This is a genomic window from Streptomyces sp. NRRL F-5650, from assembly GCF_000721365.1.
Lineage (GTDB): Bacteria > Actinomycetota > Actinomycetes > Streptomycetales > Streptomycetaceae > Streptomyces > Streptomyces ardesiacus.
The window spans coordinates 137,256-154,564 of record NZ_JOGV01000007.1; the positions used below are offsets into that span (position 1 = coordinate 137,256).

Sequence of the window (17,309 nt, forward strand, 5' to 3'; positions counted from 1 at the left end):
TACGTATCAGTGCCAAGCCGGTTTCCTCTTCAGGTGCGCGGGCTGAGGCTTTGGGCCAGTCCGGTGGCGGCGTTCTCGGGGTTGCGGCGCAGGACGATGCCCAGCGCGGCGGCCGTGAGGGCGGTGGCCAGGTCGGAGGGGAGGCCGAGCGCGTCGGCGACCGCCTGGTCGACGGCCGCCAACGCGGCCGTCACCTCGGTGGCGACCTCTTCGTCCACCGGTGCGCGTTCGACCGCCGCGAGGAGAAGCAGGCCGAGGTCGGCCGAGGTGACGAGCCGCAGAGCGGCCGCGACGTCCGGTACGCCGGCCAGGGCCTCGAGCAACGGGCCGACGTCCTCGGCGAGATGGCGGCGCAGAGCGGTCAGGTAGAGGCCGCGTTTGCTTCCGAACGTCTTGTACAGGCTGTTGCGGTGCACGCCGAGGTGACTGACGAGGTCGTCAACGGACACGCCGTCATACGCGCGTCCCCCGAACAGAGTCACAGCGGCGCGCACCACTTCGTCTTCGTCGAATGCCCTTGGCCTGCCCAAGGTCAGGAGAGTAGGCATTTAAGGAACGATCAATCAAGAACGACCGTTCCTTTATCTCCTCGCCTCGCCCTCAGGAGGTGGGGTCTTCCACCTCCTGAGGGCCGGCCACAAGGCTGCGGTGCCGCGTCAGGCAGCCTGGGGGATTTTCCCCTTGTCCGGTGGATGGTGTACGCCTTGGGGCCCGCCGAAGCCTGCTCGACCGCCCTTGTCGGCGGTGTCCTGTGTCCGTCGCGCCACCCGCACCATGGATCCGGCCTGCTGGAAACCTCGACCGCCCACTGGAGCGGATCGTCGAACTCGAGCTTCGGGGTCCGCCACCGGTGCGGGTGCACGCGAGTGACCGCCGATCGGCGGGCAGGGCCACGCCCGGGCGGAGCGCCACGGGGCCCGCCGCCTGCACGCCGAAGGCGGGGGAGTGCGCCTCGGACCCTGTGGGATCCGCGCCGCCAGGACGCGCCCCCCACCCCTTCCGTCGGGAGTCCGACACCACGCCGGGTCGCTGACGGGAGGGGCGGGCCGGTCCGCCGACGTCGCAGCAGACCGCGGGCCGTGCAGGGTGTTCACACGGACGGTGGCGGGGTGTACTCGAACCAGTCGAAGGCGACCGTGCCCTCGGTGGCGTACATGCCGATGACACGTCCGGTGAAGCCGCAGGCGACCTCGGTGGACAGGTAGCGCCCGTCCAGTTCGGCGAGCGGCCGAGTGTCCGGGGAGTCAGGATCGTCGGACCAGAAGGCGATGGTGTCCGGCCCCGTGGTCCCGCCGTCGGTGAGTTCGGCGGACGCGGGGACGAGGCCCGCCGTCCGGATCGTCACGGTGAGGCGCAGTGGCCCGGCCGGGACCGGCCGGCGGGCGACGGTCTGGCGCAGCGGCCCGATCCGGGCGGCGACACGGACTTCCCCGTCCCCGGCCTCCACCTCGTAGTGGTGGGCCTCGTCGAGGCGTACGCAGAGACCGCCGCGTCCTGCGTCCGGGTCGATCAGGGCGGTGACGCGGCAGTCGTGTTGCTGCTGGCGCCGCCCGACGAACGTGTACCCGGGGCGGTCGAGGGTGGGGCCGGTGGCCCTGAGGAGCAGCCAGCCGGGCCGTTCCGTGAGCGACCAGGAGCTTTCCTGGCGGGCGAACGGTGAAATCCAGCGCGGTGCGAGGGCGGGCGCGTCGAAGTCGTCACGGGAGGGCGGGGGCGGCAGGGGGTGCCAGGCACCGCCTGGGGCCGCATGCGTCACTGGTACAGGTGCGGGGGCGGGCCATCCGTCCCGGTCCCACTCCACCGGGGTCAGGAACGTCTCGCGGCCGAGTACGTGCACGTCGGGCGTGAAGCCGCGGGGGCGGACACCGAGCAGCACCATCCACCAAGTGCCGTCGGGAGCCTCGACCAGGTCGGCGTGGCCCGTGTTCTGGATGGGGCGGGCGGTGCCGCTGTGGGACAGCAGGGGGTTGGCGGGTGCGCCTTCCCAGGGGCCGCGTGGCGAGCGGCTGCGGGCCACGGACACGCTGTGGCCGCGCTCCGTGCCGCCTTCCGCGATCAGCAGGTACCACCAGTCGCCGATGCGGTAGAGGTGCGGCGCCTCGGGGAACTTGAGACCGCTGCCCGACCACGTGGCGAAGGGCTTCTCCAGCACCTCGCCCCTTGCTGGGTCGATCCTGGCCATGTTGATGCCCCCTTCGGGGCCGGAGAAGGCAGACCAACAGGTGCCGTCCTCCTCCCATGCCAGGTCGGGATCGATCCCGGGCAGGTCGATCCACACGGGGTCGCTCCACGGCCCTTCCGGCCGCTCGGCCCAGACGATGAAGTTGCCGCCGCCGTCGATGTTGGTGTTGATGACCCAGTAGCGGCCGTCGTGGTGACGGATCGTCGGGGCGTAGAGGCCTCCGGACGCCTTGGCGCCGGGGATGGGGAGCGGCAGTTGCCCCGGCCGGTCGAGCACGTTGCCGATCTGCTCCCAGTGCACGAGGTCCTTGCTGTGGAAGAGCGGAAGCCCGGGAAAGTACTCGAAGCTGGAGCAGACCAGGTAGTAGTCGTCACCGACCCGGCATACGCTCGGGTCTGGATGGAAACCACTGATCACCGGATTGTCATACATGCGCACGGGAGCGCCTTCCCTTCGAACCGCCGGGTTCCGGGAGTCTAACGAGCTCACCCGCCACGCCCAGGGGACCCAGGCGGGGAACGGCGGCGCAGGTGCCTGACCTTCCGGCGGAGTTCACCACAGAGCTGCGGCGCCGTCGGCGTCCGGGTGGTGGGCTGGGTGCGTCGTCGGACGACGGCCCAGGCTCTTGCCCAGCGGTCGCGGATCGTGCTGGAGTGCGCCGAGGGACACTCGATCATGGAGGTGTCCCGCCGGTTACGGGTCACTCCGGACACGGTCCGCACCTGGCGGCGCCGCTTCCTGGAACGAGGGCTGGACGGCCTGTGTGACGACCCGCGGCCCGGCGTCCCGCGGAAGATCACCGACGCGGACGTCGAGCGCGTCATCGTCAAGACGCTCGAAAAACCCCGAAGAACGCCACCCGCTGGTGGACCAGATCGATGGCGGCCGCCACGGGAATGTCGCAGTCGACGATCTCGCGGATCTGGCGGGCGTTCGCCCTGGCCCCGCACCGCTGACAAACGTACAAGCTGTCCACCGACCCGCTGTTCATCGACAAGGTCCGCGACGTCGTCGGCCTCTTCCTCGATCCGCCGGAGAAGGTCTTGGTGCTCCGCGTGGACGGGAAGTCGCAGATCCAGGCATTGGACCGGTCTCAGCCGGTCCTGCCGATAATGCCAGGCATTCCTGAACGCCGCAGTCACGACTACGTCCGGGCCGGCACAAGACGCTCGTCGCCGCCCTTGAAGTCGCCACCGGCAAGGTCATCGGCTCCCCGCACCGCCGCCACCGAGCGGCAGAGATCAAGAACAAGCCCTCGAACGAGACATCCGGTCCTGGCTCGCCGACTGGAACGAGCACCCCAGGCCCTTCGTCTGGACGAAGACCGCCGACGAGATCCTTGACAAAATCGCCGCCTACTGCCGACGAATCTCTGACTCAGATCACTGGGCCTTGTTTGGGAAGTAGCTCGTCGTATGCGGAGCGCGCCGTCGCCCTCATCGTGCGATGTACTCATGAAGAGAGGATCATGGAATGGATTCTGAGTATCTCGATCAAGCGAGGAGCGAGGAGCCGTCCCATGGCACATCCCACCCAGCCCCCTTCGCGAGCTCTCGTACTCGGCGGGGGAGGCGTGACAGGCATCGCCTGGGAAGTCGGCGTCCTTGCAGGACTCAGCTCCCGGGGCATCGACTGGAGCAGAGCCGCCTCGGTGATCGGAACCTCGGCGGGTTCCTTCGTCGGAACCGCCGTCGCCAGCGGCTACGACCTGGAGCGCCTCTTCGCCTCCCAACTGGCCCCGGACGAAAACGAGGTGGACGCCAAGGCATCAGAGGCCACGATGGCCGCCTGGTGGGCGGCCCTCGCCGAGGGCGGCGACGATCCGCACAAGGTCGGCGCGGCGATGGGACGCATCTCCAAGGCGAACCCCGAGCCCGTGTCCTCAGCCACCCGACGGCAAGTCGTCGCCTCACGTCTGGTCACCACCGACTGGCCCGCCAGCTTGAAGGTCACCGCGATCGACGCCGATACGGGCGAGCTGCATCTGTTCGACGAGCACGCGGGCGTCTCGCTGACCGACGCTGTTTCCGCCAGCGGTGCGGTCCCCGGCGTCTGGCCTCTCGAACACTTCTTGGGCCGTTCCTGGGTGGACGGCGGCATGGTCTCCACCACCAACGCACGCCTGGCCGCCGGCCACGACAAGATCGTCATCCTGGCGCCGATGCCGGACGGCTACGGACAGATTCCCGGTGCTGCCGCGGATGCCGAAGCCTTGGCCGAGCAGGCCGAGGTATGTCTCATCGTGCCGGGCGAACAGAGCGTCGAAGCCATCGGCCCCAACCCCTACGATCCCCAGCGCCGCAAGGCCGCAGCATAAGCCGGCCGAGCCCAGGCCGAGTCCCTGGCCGACAAGGTCGCGCTGGTGTGGTGAGAAGCCGCGCCACCCGCAGAGGGAACGGCTGTAGCCACTCGCCGAACGCAGCGATCAGAACGGTGGCTTGGAAGCGGACCGCGACTTTGTCGAACCGAGTGGCGGCCGCCCGGTTGCGCTTGAGCCGGTTGATCCCGCACTCGACCGCGTGCCGGGCTTTGTAGTCCTAGCGGTCGAAGGCAGGAGGCCGCCCGTCGGCCGTCCCGCGCCGTTTGCGGTTGGCGGCCTGGTCGGCAGGCTCCGGGATCGTGCAGGGGATTCCCCGCTTTCGAAGTGGATCTTCGTGGTGAAGCCTCCCCGGTACCGGCCCAAGTCATGGTCCTCGGGTTCGGCGCGGGTACCGCCCGGTGGCTCGTTCTGGGCATGGCCGTCACGGCGGGCGCCCGCAGAGTGCTGATGGGCCCGACAGATCGTGGAATCGACGTTGACCTCCCACGTGATCAACCCGGCCGCGTCCGCCCGGACCTGCAGTCCGGTCAGCAGTTCGCACCAGGTGCCATCCCGCTGCCAGCGGCGGAAGAGTCCGTAGACCGTCTGCCACGGTCCGTACTCCTGCGGCAGATCCCTCCACGAAGCCCCCGTCCGCACCCGCCACCGAATCCCATCGATCAGTCTCCGCCGACCCAACGGCGGCCGCCCCAACACCGCAACCGGCAGCAACGGCTCCAGCACCGCCCACTGTTCGTCAGAGAGATCCCCTCGCTCCACACCGAGATCATCACAATGCGGAACGAGGGACAGGATCGACTCTCCAAAACACGGCCTAGCTGCGGTGGCCGAGATCGCCGTCGTCAAGCCCGGCACAGCAGCTCGCCCGTATTCGTTGTGTTGCGGGTTGCGGGTTGCGGGTTGCGGGTTTACTCGTTCTCCTTGAAGACTCGGGAGACCACGCAGGCGCCACCGCCGTTCCAGCACAGCACCATGTCATGGGCGGTGTTGCCGCGGACGTCGAAATTGCCGCCGTCGCAGCCGCTGTCACCGCCGTCGTCCCAGCTCTTGAGAGTGACGATCTTGCCGGTGAGGTGGTTGAGGGCCCTTAGATATCCGGTGACGCCATGACCGTCGGCCCTGGTGTCGCAGACCGTGAAGCGGTCCCCGTCGTCAATGAACCTCATCTCGCCACGATCGTAGGGCAGCTCGACACCGACGTTCGCAGCCGACGCCGGAGCCGCCGCGAAACCGATCGTCACAGCAGTCGCTGCACCGATCAGGGCCCCACGTTTTAAGATTCTCTTAGCCATTTGATTCCCCCAGTTTCGGACTTTTGCCCCAGGCGCCGCGGGTTCCGCTCGGCGTCCGAGACCAGGCTCATCTGCTCATGGCATCCGCGGGGATCGGATTGGAATCGACAGAAATGGCCGGTACCGGTGGCGTATGTGTCTGAATCCAGCGGGGCTGCTACCGCGTGCGATCTGGTGAACGAGTTCGTCACCCCCCTCGACGACGACAGCGAGCCGGAGTTCCTGCCCGTAGTCTCCGAGCCCGCCCGCGCCAAGCTGAACGCCATTGCCGCCCGCAAAACTCGCCCGCCCAATCAGTCAGCCCTGCCGCTGGCGTAGCTGCGCGCGTGGTGGGAGGCCATCACCCCAGGTCAGCCGGTGCCCGAACGCGCGGACACAGCCACCGGGCGGCTCCTGGAGATGCGCTCCGCCGCCGCCTGGCACAGCCGCAGCGTCGACAAAGGCGAGTGTGACGAGGTCAGCCGCGACCCGCAGGGCTGGGGAGTTCCAGCAGCTCGCCGCCAGCCACCGCGCCCAGTCCGCCAACCTCCGGGTCCGGCAGACGACGGCACGCTGTGCCCTCCGGCAGGAGGAGGCAGAGCGGTCTGCGCAACACCGGCAGACCGCCGTCGTGAACCCGCAGCCGACGCAGTCCATTGGGTAGAGCAGGAGGTAGCTGGGGGCTCCAATGCCTGCCGGGATTCCTCCCTGCCCCATGACCGGCAGGCCCAGGGTGGCAACCCCGTAGACGCGGGGACGACGAGATCGGCAAGGGCCTTCTGCGTAAGGTGGCGGAGCAACCCCCGTACCCGCGGGGAGGGCCCCACTTCAGCCTGTTCCTTTTCTTCCGGTCTCGAAGGGTGTCTCGAACTGGGTCGCTCACCTGGGGTTCGCCGGACATGAGGGCGGCCCGGCCTTCGTCTGATCCTGTGCTCCGGCCAAGGTGCGCGTGACCAAGACGAAGGCCGTGAGGGTGAGTCTGCTGCCTGATGCTGTCCGGAGGGAAGCGTTCGCGGAAGCGTCGCGCTTCCGGGGCGAGTTCTACGGGTGTCTGACCGCTCGGCGCGACGAGTTGTTCGAACTCACCGGCGCTGTGCCGTGTGCGCAGGGGCGGTGAAGTCCCTGGTGGATCTGACGTTGCTGCCCGGGCATCGTCCTGCGCTCGGGTGCGCTCGGTGGCCGCCATGAGCTGGACGAGGGTCAGTCCGGCGGGACGGGCCTCCAGGAGGGCGGACAAGATCGCTGCGGCGTGGACGTGAGCAGGAACGCCCCGCCCCACGGCTACTCCTCAGAGCCTTCAGCAGCTTTGCGAGCCGCTCGTCGAGGCCGACCTCGCCGCGGGTGACGCGTTCTCGATCCAGTCGGCCGACGCTCGTACCCTGGAAAGGCCGTGCAGGACCGTCTCGCGTTCGGGGTCGTCGAACGGCGTCCCGCGCAGCTTCGGCACGATTCGCCCGGCGGTAACGACGAACTGCGTGCAGGCCACGACCAGGTCCATGAACTGGGCGTTGTGCTCCATCCGCGCGAGTTGCGGCAGCGGCCCCGCCGCGTCCTGCACGAACGCGGCCGACCTGGTCGTCCGCTGCCAGGTCATGGATGGCGTCCACTTTTTCCTGGATGCTCTCGGGGTATCCACCTTCCAGCCCACGATCCGCTTCGCGCTGTCGTGCGTCCACCGCGTCGGACCCCCGCGCGGATGGGCCGGAGGACTGGCGACCGCCTCGAACCGCTCCTCCTCGTCCGGGATCGACGCGAGAAGCTTGTGGATCGTGTGCGAGACGTCTGCGCGGCGGTGCTCCTCCGGCCAGCGCGAGGCCACCCACCGGTAGTTCCGCACCGTCGTGCAGGCGAGGCCGACGTCCTCGGCGAACATCCGCAGGGCCTCGCTGACGGTGAACAACTCCTCGCTCCCCGGCGGGTTCACCCCGCCGGGGGCGCGCATCGGGTCAATTTCCCCGGCCGCGTCCCCCAGCCGCCACTGGACGGAGCTCATCTGCGCGACCCGGTGCCGTCCCAGCTTCACCAGCTCGTCATAGTGCTGCCCGGTCACACTGCCGACCATCCCGGTCATCCGGACACCACCCCTACGAGCCTCCGGGTACGACACCCGACCGGTGCCGTCAACTCGCCCTGTAAACCCTCCATGTCGCACGATCCGACCGCCTCGCCCCCGGCGGGAAGAGCGTACGGACCCGGCGCCCGAAGCGGTCCCGCAGCCCGGCGGCGTGCGGGCTCATTCCCCGTCCGCCTGCGCGCGCCGCGTGTGCCAGGCCCGTTTGCGGCAGACGGGAGAGCAGTAGACTGCCGTCGGCATCACCGGCATCCCGCACCCCCGGCACAACCGCGGCCCGCCCGGCGTTGGCTCTGACGGCGACCAGCCGCAGCCGGAGCGCCTTGTCATCCCCCAAGTGGTCACCGTGGGACGAGTCCCGATGACTGCCCAGCCGTTGTGCGCGACAGTCAGCAATACGGTGGCTGATTGGTGAGCGAGGCGGCCACTCGCGTCCACACGCCGAACAGCCGATAGAGGCTGGGCAGGGTGCCCTGCGCCTGGACGGTCCGTGTGTCTACCAAGGTGACCCCGGGAATGCCCAGGAGCGTGGAGGCGACGGAGGCCGACTGCCAGCGGACTGTGAGAACGGACAGGTCCGCAGGGACTGCTGACACCTTCGGCACCGTGGAGAGTCTGGCAGCGACCGCTTTCTCGATTTCCGCACGTGCTTCGTCCGCTGGTCGTAGATCTGCCGCGAACCGATTCCGCGCGTACTTCACGGCCACGGTCGTCACCGAGGCGTCCCAGTCCGTCATCTCGTTGCATGCGCAGTCGTCACCGGTGAGGACCGCCACCGGAACGCCGATGGCGGCCGCAGTGGCGTGGGCCAGGCCGATCTCGCCCACGGGCCGGCCGTCCAGCCACATGTCTTCGATCTCGTGCCCCATGAAGCTGTGGCTCAGTACGCCGAGCGCGCCGGCCCGCGAGTGGTAGCCGACGCAGATCACGGCGTCGTGCTCGGGGACAAGACCTTCGAGCATCAGCATCTGCTTGGGCTTGCCGCGGATGAGGCGGGCCGCCGGATGCAACGACTCGGGCACGATGTTGCGCATCGGACCGTGTGCATCGTTGACGGTGATCTCTGTGGCACCGGCTGCGACGGCGCCGCGGACGGCGGCGTTGACATCCTCCGCGATCATCAGCCGTCCACGCTCGTAGTCCCGGCCGCCGGGCTGGACATCCTCGGCATCCACGAGCCCGGTGATGCCTTCCATATCCACACTGATGTAGATCCGCACTGCACAGTCTCCTCAAGCTTGATCGCTTAGGAGATGTCCGCCGCTCCTCCTCTGGGTCCGGCACCAGCTTGCGACCCATTACTTTCGGCCTGGACGATACGGCTCTTCCAGCTCCCGACCTGCACTGAAGTGATATTCGATGTGTCAGCAAGGTTCAGACGCAGCTTCTCAGCTTGTTCTTTATCTTCGGTGGTCTGGCCGGGTAAGACGGTCCCATGGAGGCGTCCAGATCTTCGATGAGCTTTCGGAGTTCGCGGGCTCCGCGAGGTGACATTGCTCGGATCACGCCGTCGAGTAGGGCACGGCCATCGAGAGGGTTGCCGCAGCAGTACCAGTGCACGTTGCCGAACTCGTCGTCGTGCCAGAGTTCGCGTGCGGGGCGGTGGACGTAGTCCTTCCACAGGCGCAATGCCGCGCTGGTGTCACCCGGCTGGAGATAGTTCCGAGTGCGTTCAAGGCGAACTATCTCGGCCAACGCTCGCGAGGAGAGGCGGTCGATGGCCGGCCTTGAGTGCTGTGACTGCTGTCGGTCCGGGATACTGGCCCGGATGCGTCCTGGCCGTCTACGCGGCATGGACCTTTCGGCTGGTCGTCATGCCGTACATGGTGCCACGAGCTCGAACAGTCCCTCGAACGGATTCGCTCGCCTGAGGGTTCACCGGACGTGGGGGCGGCCTTCGTCTGATCATGTGCTCCGACCAAGGTGCACGTGAACACGACGAAGGCCGTGAGGTGAGCCTGCCTGAGGCTGTCCGGAGGGAAGCGTTCGTGGAAGCGTCACGCTTCCGGGGCGAGTTTTACGAGTGTCTGACTGCCCGGCGGGATGAGTTGTTCGAACTGGCCGACGCCGTGCTGTGTGCGGACGGTGCGGTGAGGTCCCCGGTGGACCTGACGCTGTTGCCCGAGCATCGTCGTGGGCACGGAGCGATGTGCGGCGGCCTGAACCACGGCCGGATCGACGTCGGCCGGCTGCGGGCCGTGCTGGCCGGACTGTCACTGCCGCGTTTCGACGGCGGGCGCCTGGTCCTGGCGGTCGATGTGTCGCCGTGGCTCCGGTCGGACGCGCCGTGCTCGGCGGATCGGCTGTTCTGCCACGTCTACGGGCGTGCGAAGACGGCCTCGCAGTTCATTCCGGGCTGGCCCTACTCCTTCGTCGCAGTGCTGGAGCCGGGTGCCACATCCTGGACCGCGATCCTGGACGCGGTCCGGCTGGGACCTGCCGACGACGCGACCGCGGTCACCGCCGCCCAGCTGAGAGGAGTGGTTGAGCGGCTCATCGCCGCTGGTCAGTGGCAGGACGGGGACCCGCACATTGTGGTCGTGAGCGATGCCGGATACGACGTCACCCGCCTGGCCTGGGTTCTACGCGACCTGCCGGTCGAGCTGGTGGGCCGGGTCCGCTCCGACCGTGTGATGCGGCTGCCGAAGCCGCCGCGGAAGCACGGCGTCAACGGCCGCCCGACCAAGCACGGACCGGAGTTCCGCTTCACGAAGCCGGAGACCTGGCCCGAGCCCGCGATCACCACGGTCACCGACACCACCAATTACGGCAAGGCCGAGACCCAGGCGTGGGACCGGGTTCACCCCCGGCTCACCCACCGCTCTTCCTGGCTCGACCACGACGGTGAACTCCCAGTGGTCGAGGGGACGTTACTGCGGCTGAAGGTCGAGCATCTGTCGAAGGACCGGGATGCCCCGCCGGTGTGGTTGTGGTCCTCCAAGACCGGTGCCACCCCGGACGACGTGGACCGCTTCTGGCAGGCATTCCTCCGCCGCTTCGACCTGGAACACACCTTCCGGTTCGCGAAGCAGACCCTGGGCTGGACCACCCCGAAACTCCGTACTCCCGAGGCCGCGGACCGTTGGACCTGGATCGTGATCGTGGCTCATACCCAGCTCCGGCTCGCCCGGCCTCTGGCGGCGGACCTCCGCCGGCCCTGGGAGAAGCCCGCCGCATCCGACCGGCTCACCCCGGCCCGGGTCCGCCGGGGGTTCAGGAACATCCGCGCTCACCTCGCCTGCCCGGCCCGTGTTCCCAAACCCCGAGGCTCCGGCCCTGGACGGCCACCCGGCGTCAAGAACAGACACCGGGCACCCCGCTACGACGTCGGCAAGACCGTCAAACGCCCCGAAACTCTCAAGGCCATCGGCAAGCCCGGAAGATCTTGGTAGATAAAGAACAAGCTCAGTGGTTACTGTGACCGTTCGCCGAACGGTTCCTTCCGGCGCCTCCAGGCCCTCACCCCGCACCGTGGCGAGCAGAACACCGCGTCGGAGCGGCGGTCGACGGCTGCTACCCAGCGGGCTCCGCCGCCGAAGGCCGTGTCCTTGCTCATGTTTCGGGGGCGACTGCCTGTGCTGACCCCCGTGGTGCGGGCAGCCGGTGCGTATGAGAACGGCTGGCAGTACATCCTGATGTCCAGGCCACGCGGCGAGAACTTTGCCCACTCCTGGGAGCACGTGCCCCAGGAGCATCGTGAACGGCTCGTCGTCGAGATCGGCTAGGCCCTAGCGTCGTTGCACTCTCTCAGTCCCGAACCGCTGCGGGACGCCCTCGGCCCCGAGGACTGGGGCACCTTTCTGGATCGCCGAACAGCCGGGGCTGTGGAACGGCAGCGCGTCCATGGACTGTCAGCGGCCTGGCTGGAACAGATTCCGGACTTCCTCGCGTCTGCTCCGTTGCCACGGGCCCCACAACCTTCCCTGCTGCATACCGAGGTCATGCAGCAGCACTTCCTGGTCGATCCCGACGGATGGCGCATGACCGGGCTGTTCGACTTCGAACAAGCGATGATTGGTGACCGCGCCTACGACCTCGTCGGTGTCGGCCTGTTCGTCACCTATGGAAATGCAGCCCTGTTGGCTCGGCTCACCGAGGTGTACGGAAACAGCTTCGAGCCGTGTCAATGAACTGATGGCCTACACGTTGGTACACATGTGCGGCAACCTTCCCTGGTACATGAGAGAACTGCCCGCACCTGCCGAAGAATCTCTTCCTTCACTTGCAGAGGCTTGGTTCAGCATGGTGTGAGAGACGAGGCGAACCCCCAGTTCCCGGGGATCCGCTCGGCGTGCGGGTGACGATCCCGGTCATGAAGTTGATCATCTGGCGCAGTTCGGTTCGGCCGGACGTCGGCTTCAACCCCACTCCGCGGCGGGGACCAGACGGCTACCACCTGCGTACAGGCGCCTGAATAGGCCGCCTGCACGTCTCAACAGCGCGTCAGGTAATCGGCGGAAGGGTGCATCACTGAGTTGCCGCCAACTTGAACTCGCAGGTCAAAGGGCTGGTGTGACCGGTCCTCCGGGTACTCGTGCTGGGCGTGTGTGGGAGCCCACGGAGAAGACCATCCGTCAACGGTTGACTTCGAGGTTCGTCAGGACGAGCAGAGCGCGCAGAAGTCGGGTGGCTTGGACGGGATCAGTACGGAGCTTCGTGAGGATCCGCCAGTTCTTGAGGTCGGCGAAGCCGTGCTCGACCGGTGCACGTCCGACGGCGAGGACTCGGTTGGCTTCCTTCTCGCCCGGGGTGAGCTTGTGGGTGCGGCTGGCGGTATAGCTGGTGACGATCACAGGGGTGAGGATGTCGTTGTCCAGGCCGCGGAAGCCGAGGTCGGCCAGCGCCCCGAGGCCGGCGGCGCGCAGGTGGGCCAGGATCTGATCGTGGCGGGCGGCGGTGTTGTCGTGGGTGCGGACGGGCCGGGCAGCCGATATCCAGATCAGATGCCCGTTCTCATCGGTCATGGCGAGGAAGTGAAGGCCATGGCTTCGGTGCTTGCCGGAGTAGTTCCGCCGGTCGGTCTTGCCGGTGCGGCGCCTGGTGCGGATGAGGGTGCCGTCGATCAGGACTACCTCCCCGCCCTGCTTGGCGACCTTCCTCAGGGCGCGGTCCAGCCGCGGGGCCTGGGCGGCGAGCAGTCCGATCAGCTCGTCGCGCCAGCGGCGGACGGTGGACTCGGACACGTTGTTGCCGCCGGCCCTGCCGGCCAGACGCTGGTCGTGGCGCAGCACGGCAAGGACGATCACCGCGATCCGTCCAGGCGGCAGGATCCGTAACCTGGACCGTATCGCCTTCAGATGGCGCCGCAGCAGACCGGCAAGGTGGTTGACAGTGTTCGTGGACACTGCAGACGGCACTGGTAGACAAGCGGACAGGTGTGCTCTTTGGTTCGTGTCACACAACTCCAACGTCCGCCAGCGGAACGTCGGTTACGCCCGCACTGCGCTGCGGTGGGCGTCGTGGCCTTATGAATTCGGACTTGGTTGATCTTCCCGCTTTCGCATGCGGTGATCCCGGCAGTGGGTCATGACAGGAGATCGAGGGTTGCTCCTGCCCCCACTGCATCCGCCCGCTGCAAGGCCAGCCAGCACAGGGCCAGGTCTTGCCAGGGCAGGCCGACCGGGGCATAAGCGGTGATTTCTTGGTTGTGGGAGCGGGCGAGGGCCTCACCGCGGATGACCGCTCCGAGGGAGGCGGCAGCCGTAGAGGAGGGCAACCTGGCGTTGGCGAGGGCGCCGTGCGCTGCGACGAGTGTGGCGTCGTCGACGATCAGGCGGGCGGAAAGGAGAACTTCGGGGGCGACTTCCTGCTTTCCGGGTTCGTCGGCACCGAGCGTGGTCAAGTGCTGTCCGGGCAGTAGGTCCTCCAGATATAGCAGGGGCTCGCGCGACCAGGTGGCCAGCACTACCACGTCCGCCGCGGCGGCTACCTCCGTCGGCGTGGACGCCACGGTGCCACTGTGCCGCTGCGCGAAGGCAGCCGCCCGCTGCGCGTCGGTGTCGTGGACGACGAGCCGGTCCCATGAGCGCAGCGTGCGAAGTCCACGGACGGTGAGTTCGGCCTGGGCTCCGGCTCCGATCACGCCGACCGTATGGGCACCGTCGTCGGCCGGTCGGGCGATCAAATCGGTGGCCAGAGCCGCGGCAAGGCCGGTGCGCCAAGCCGTGATGGTGGCGGAGTCGATCAAGGCCAGCAATTCGCCGTCGGTACCGCTGTGGAGGCAGATCACGCCCCGGAGGGACGGGGTCGCGCCGGGAAACTTCGCGTTGACCTTGACTGTGTAGGCAGCTGTCCCGGGAAGCAGCCCGGGCAGCAGGGCCGTCGCGGTGCCAGGGAAGGGAAGGTCGGTGCGCACCCGCTGACCTGGCAGAAGACTCTGCACAGAGGCGGCAAACCCTTCTCGCAGTACCTGAATACAATCTGATGGGTTCAGCAGTTCCAACAGGTCCGTGCGGGTCAAGATCCGGGTCATGCGCGTCAGAATCTCACGCCATTCCGCTGCGGTCGGTGCAGGGGACGGCAGCACGCCTGGTCACAGGCGGGTCGTGAACCGGCCGTCGGGCAGTTTGCGGAGCCGGCCGCGGTCGGCCAGTCTGACCAGCTTCCCTCGAAGCGGTTCCAGCTTGGCCCGCACGCTGACGTCCACACCCACCACTTCGCCGCCCTGTCGGGCCATGAGTGGTCCGGCAGCCTGTCCTACGGCGGCAAGGATGCGCTGGTAATCCGTCGGGAGCGCAGCGTCCTCCACACCTGGTGCGCGGTGCGGGATCAGCATCACCCCTTGTCCGCCCACCTGCCCAGGGGCCGGCACGGCTGTGGCACGCTCGTCGGCGAGCTGCTCGCCCATCCGCTCAAGAACCCTTCCGGCGACGGCGAGTTCGTCCCGCTCGGCCCGCACCTCGTCCAATTCTGCCCGCCGCGCGGTGGTCTGTTCCAGCAGCTCTGGATCCAGCATGCACCGGATCGTAGAAGACTGTTCGGCCGCAGCGAGTCGGAACCGGCAAATCGACCGATCGGCCAAAAGATCCACTCCGCAGGCTGCCGCCCACGACCAGCGCGAGCACTCCAATGAGCAGTCACACCAGCCCTTTGACCTGGGGTTTCAGGTTGGCGGAGGCTCACTGTTGTCCTGCCGTAGCTGCGTGCCGCTCGGTCCAGCGCGCACCCGTTGCGTCACCGCGGCCTTGCAGTGTCGTCCCTGTTCATCACGCGCATCCGGAAGCGCATGCGGTCAGGGCTGCCGTGATCTTGGGAGTCGAGGAATGCTACCGGTCCGCCCGGCGAGTCGAAAGTCTGGCGGTCGCGCGGGGTGAGCGGAATGTCGGGATATCCATCGGCGCGGGCGAGCAGGCCGTCACCGGCTGTGCTGATCTCGATGGTGGCGGCGTGCGAGACGTACCGGCCGACGTAGCGGGACAGGTCGGCCGGCGCGGGCTGGGGCTCAGGACCGGACACCGGCCCTGGCGCGTCGAGCAGTGCGTTGACGGCGTTGGCCCCTTGGTCGGAGTTGGTGAGCACGACGACGGCGGTCTTGGTGGTGGGGTCGGCGGCGATCAGGCTGGACTGGCCGGGGTTGGCGCCGCCGACGCGCACGCTGGACTGGGCGGCGTTGGCCCAGATCATCCAGCCGAGCCCGGCCCCGCGCATGGTGGCCACGCCTCCCGGGGCCGGCGCATGCAACGTCCGCATGACGTCCGTGCCGGGCGTGCGCAGGTGCGCCAGGGTGAAGCGGCCGAGGTCGGCGGCGGTGGACACCACGGTGCCGCCGGCCGGGTCGAGGCCGCGCGTGCACATGGGATGGTTGATCCGCCGGGGCAGCGCGGCCAGTTCGCCGCCGCGGACCGCATGACCGCGGGCAGTGCCCAGATCATGTCCGGCGTCCACACCAGTAACGAATCTGGTCTCCCACATGCCCGCCGCGTCGAGCACTTCCTCGCGCAGCGCCTCCCGCCACGTCCGGCCCAGCACGACCTCGACGAGTCGGCCGGCGAGGACGACACCGCCGTTGCAGTAGGAGAACGTCTCGCCGGGCGAGAACAGTGAACCCACGCCCCGCAGCATCTCCGTGTAGCGCGCGATGGCATCGTCGTCGTTCCCGGTGTCGACGAAGATGTCGCCGGCATCCAACCCGGTGGAGTGCGACAGCAGGTGACGCACGAGGACACCGTCCCAGGGGCCGGGGACGAACCGGGTGAGAGGGTCGTCCAGGCCGAGGCGGCCATCGAGGACGCAGCGCATCACCAGGTGGGCCGTGAGCAGTTTGGTGATCGAGCCGATCCGGAACCCGGTGCCGACGGTCACCGGCTCGCCGGTCTCCGCATCGGCCACGCCCGCCGCGCCGACGTCCAGCGACCCGTCGACGACGCCGGCGACCTGCACGCCCGCCACCGACGGCAACGCCGCCAACCGTTCCGCCGCCTCCTGCGGGTCGGAGGCCAGGGCAGCAATGGGGTTCGAGACGCCGTTGTTGAGAGCGTTCAATGCAGGGTTCACCACAGAAATCCCAACATGAGGAGGACGAAGACGGCCGGCAGGAGCCGCTGCCAGACCGCAAGGAGACGGGGGCCGGAGCGCCACGACTGGTCGGGCGACCTGCGTTGGCGGTCGACCACGGCGGTCAGCCTTCGAGGGCCAGGCCGAGGTGCTCCTCCAGCCGTGCAATGCGCCGAGTCAGAGGTTCGAGTTCAGCGCGGAGGACACCGGCAAGCTCCGGCGGCGCGCTGGCGGACGCCGCAGTCGGCTGACCCTGCCCGCCTTCGGCTCGCAGGTGGACGTAGCCCGCCAGCGCGGCGGTGATGGTGCGGCGCACGGGCTTGGGATCGGCTCCCAGCGCCCGCAGTACCTGTCCGGCGACTCCGTCGGGCTCGACGGCTAGACCGAGCAGCAGGTGTTCGCACCCGATGTAGTTGTGACCGAGGGCAGTTGCCTCTGTGACCGCCAGCTCCAGAGCGTTGGCCGCGGGCCCGTCGAGCCGGCGAGGATCACTGTCCGGTGGGGCCGTTGCCTGTACTTCGCACTGGCGGCGCGACAGGTCGCGTGCGACTTGCTCCGGCTCGACCTCCATGGCGCGAAGCACGTGGAGGGCAAGATTGGTGCCCTCCTCCAGCATGGCGCCCAGCAGATGCTCGGTGCTCATCCTTGGAGAGCCGGCGTCCCGTGCACGCTCCACTGCCAGATGGAGAACGGCTCGCGTCCTCGGGGAGAAATGCGCCAGCGCCCCTGTCGGCCCGTCATCGAGACCGGCCAAGGCCGTCTCCCGGATGGCGGTCGCCCGGCGTACGGCTTGCTCCAGGGCCCTTTGGCACACCGCCGACACCGGTACGCCGGTCTGCTTGACGGCCTCGGCCAGATCGTCGGGCAGGTAGACATTGATCTTCGGCATAACCCCAATATAACTCCAATATAACCCCCTAGGGGTTGGGTGATGCAGCGGTAGGTCACTCCGCACCGGCCGCCGCCGAACAG

General features: G+C 68.2%; 14 protein-coding genes and 3 pseudogenes. 6 read left to right on the top strand and 11 right to left on the bottom strand.

From position 1 onward, the window contains the following. Positions 1-29 precede the first annotated feature (29 nt). Both IG88_RS0109570 and IG88_RS0109575 read right to left on the bottom strand, forming a co-directional pair. The gene (locus IG88_RS0109570; RefSeq protein ID WP_031037443.1) at positions 30-530 is read right to left on the bottom strand and encodes a TetR/AcrR family transcriptional regulator; all 501 of its coding nucleotides are present in this window, start codon (positions 528-530) and stop codon (positions 30-32) included. A 560-nt stretch (positions 531-1,090) separates the two neighbouring features. Beyond that, positions 1,091-2,614: a glycoside hydrolase family 43 protein gene (locus IG88_RS0109575; protein WP_031037447.1), complete on the bottom strand. Its 1,524-nt coding sequence runs from the start codon at positions 2,612-2,614 to the stop codon at positions 1,091-1,093. 102 nt (positions 2,615-2,716) lie between these two features. Between IG88_RS0109575 and IG88_RS41025 the strand changes: the two are divergent. After that, positions 2,717-3,589: pseudogene (locus tag IG88_RS41025) on the top strand (IS630 family transposase). 112 nt (positions 3,590-3,701) lie between these two features. Then, positions 3,702-4,499 (top strand): patatin-like phospholipase family protein, encoded by a 798-nt coding sequence (locus IG88_RS0109585; RefSeq protein ID WP_031037449.1) that lies wholly within the window; start codon positions 3,702-3,704, stop codon positions 4,497-4,499. Here the strand turns inward: IG88_RS0109585 and IG88_RS41030 are convergent. Both IG88_RS41030 and IG88_RS38515 read right to left on the bottom strand, forming a co-directional pair. Further along, a pseudogene (locus IG88_RS41030) lies at positions 4,420-5,261 on the bottom strand (IS5 family transposase). The gene IG88_RS0109585 and the pseudogene IG88_RS41030 overlap by 80 nt on opposite strands. Positions 5,262-5,410: 149 nt before the next feature. Beyond that, entirely contained in the window at positions 5,411-5,668 is a 258-nt protein-coding gene (locus IG88_RS38515; protein ID WP_224222560.1) for a hypothetical protein, read from the bottom strand. 300 nt (positions 5,669-5,968) lie between these two features. Between IG88_RS38515 and IG88_RS43310 the strand changes: the two genes are divergently transcribed. Beyond that, entirely contained in the window at positions 5,969-6,112 is a 144-nt protein-coding gene (locus IG88_RS43310; RefSeq protein ID WP_158853869.1) for a hypothetical protein, read from the top strand. Positions 6,113-6,746: 634 nt separating this feature from the next. After that, a pseudogene (locus tag IG88_RS42465) lies at positions 6,747-6,940 on the top strand (transposase); the annotation flags it as partial. 130 nt (positions 6,941-7,070) lie between these two features. Here IG88_RS42465 and IG88_RS44205 read toward each other — a convergent pair. Both IG88_RS44205 and IG88_RS0109615 read right to left on the bottom strand, forming a co-directional pair. Next, positions 7,071-7,823 carry a DUF6192 family protein gene (locus tag IG88_RS44205; RefSeq protein ID WP_234332095.1) on the bottom strand — a complete coding sequence of 251 codons (753 nt, stop codon included), beginning with the start codon at positions 7,821-7,823 and terminating at the stop codon, positions 7,071-7,073. Between the two features lie 410 nt (positions 7,824-8,233). Then, positions 8,234-9,064, bottom strand: a complete 831-nt coding sequence (locus IG88_RS0109615; protein WP_031037458.1) for a M55 family metallopeptidase — start codon at positions 9,062-9,064, stop codon at positions 8,234-8,236. Positions 9,065-9,751: 687 nt separating this feature from the next. Here IG88_RS0109615 and IG88_RS0109620 point away from each other — a divergent pair. Then, positions 9,752-11,236 carry an NF041680 family putative transposase gene (locus IG88_RS0109620; protein WP_031037460.1) on the top strand — a complete coding sequence of 495 codons (1,485 nt, stop codon included), beginning with the start codon at positions 9,752-9,754 and terminating at the stop codon, positions 11,234-11,236. A gap of 345 nt (positions 11,237-11,581) precedes the next feature. Next, complete coding sequence (locus IG88_RS44210; RefSeq protein ID WP_234332096.1) at positions 11,582-11,974, top strand: aminoglycoside phosphotransferase family protein; 393 nt, start codon at positions 11,582-11,584, stop codon at positions 11,972-11,974. 444 nt (positions 11,975-12,418) lie between these two features. Here IG88_RS44210 and IG88_RS0109630 read toward each other — a convergent pair whose 3' ends face one another. The 5 genes from IG88_RS0109630 to IG88_RS0109655 all read right to left on the bottom strand — a co-directional run bounded on the left by IG88_RS0109630 (position 12,419) and on the right by IG88_RS0109655 (position 17,226). Continuing rightward, positions 12,419-13,189 carry a transposase family protein gene (locus IG88_RS0109630; RefSeq protein WP_234332098.1) on the bottom strand — a complete coding sequence of 257 codons (771 nt, stop codon included), beginning with the start codon at positions 13,187-13,189 and terminating at the stop codon, positions 12,419-12,421. A gap of 179 nt (positions 13,190-13,368) precedes the next feature. Continuing rightward, positions 13,369-14,316 carry an ornithine cyclodeaminase family protein gene (locus IG88_RS0109635; RefSeq protein ID WP_031037466.1) on the bottom strand — a complete coding sequence of 316 codons (948 nt, stop codon included), beginning with the start codon at positions 14,314-14,316 and terminating at the stop codon, positions 13,369-13,371. A 60-nt stretch (positions 14,317-14,376) separates the two neighbouring features. Further along, the gene (locus tag IG88_RS43745; protein WP_031037469.1) at positions 14,377-14,799 is read right to left on the bottom strand and encodes a hypothetical protein; all 423 of its coding nucleotides are present in this window, start codon (positions 14,797-14,799) and stop codon (positions 14,377-14,379) included. A gap of 218 nt (positions 14,800-15,017) precedes the next feature. Further along, positions 15,018-16,337 carry a serine hydrolase domain-containing protein gene (locus tag IG88_RS40185; protein WP_158853872.1) on the bottom strand — a complete coding sequence of 440 codons (1,320 nt, stop codon included), beginning with the start codon at positions 16,335-16,337 and terminating at the stop codon, positions 15,018-15,020. A gap of 124 nt (positions 16,338-16,461) precedes the next feature. After that, positions 16,462-17,226 (bottom strand): Clp protease N-terminal domain-containing protein, encoded by a 765-nt coding sequence (locus tag IG88_RS0109655; protein ID WP_031037474.1) that lies wholly within the window; start codon positions 17,224-17,226, stop codon positions 16,462-16,464. Between the last annotated feature and the right edge of the window lie 83 nt (positions 17,227-17,309).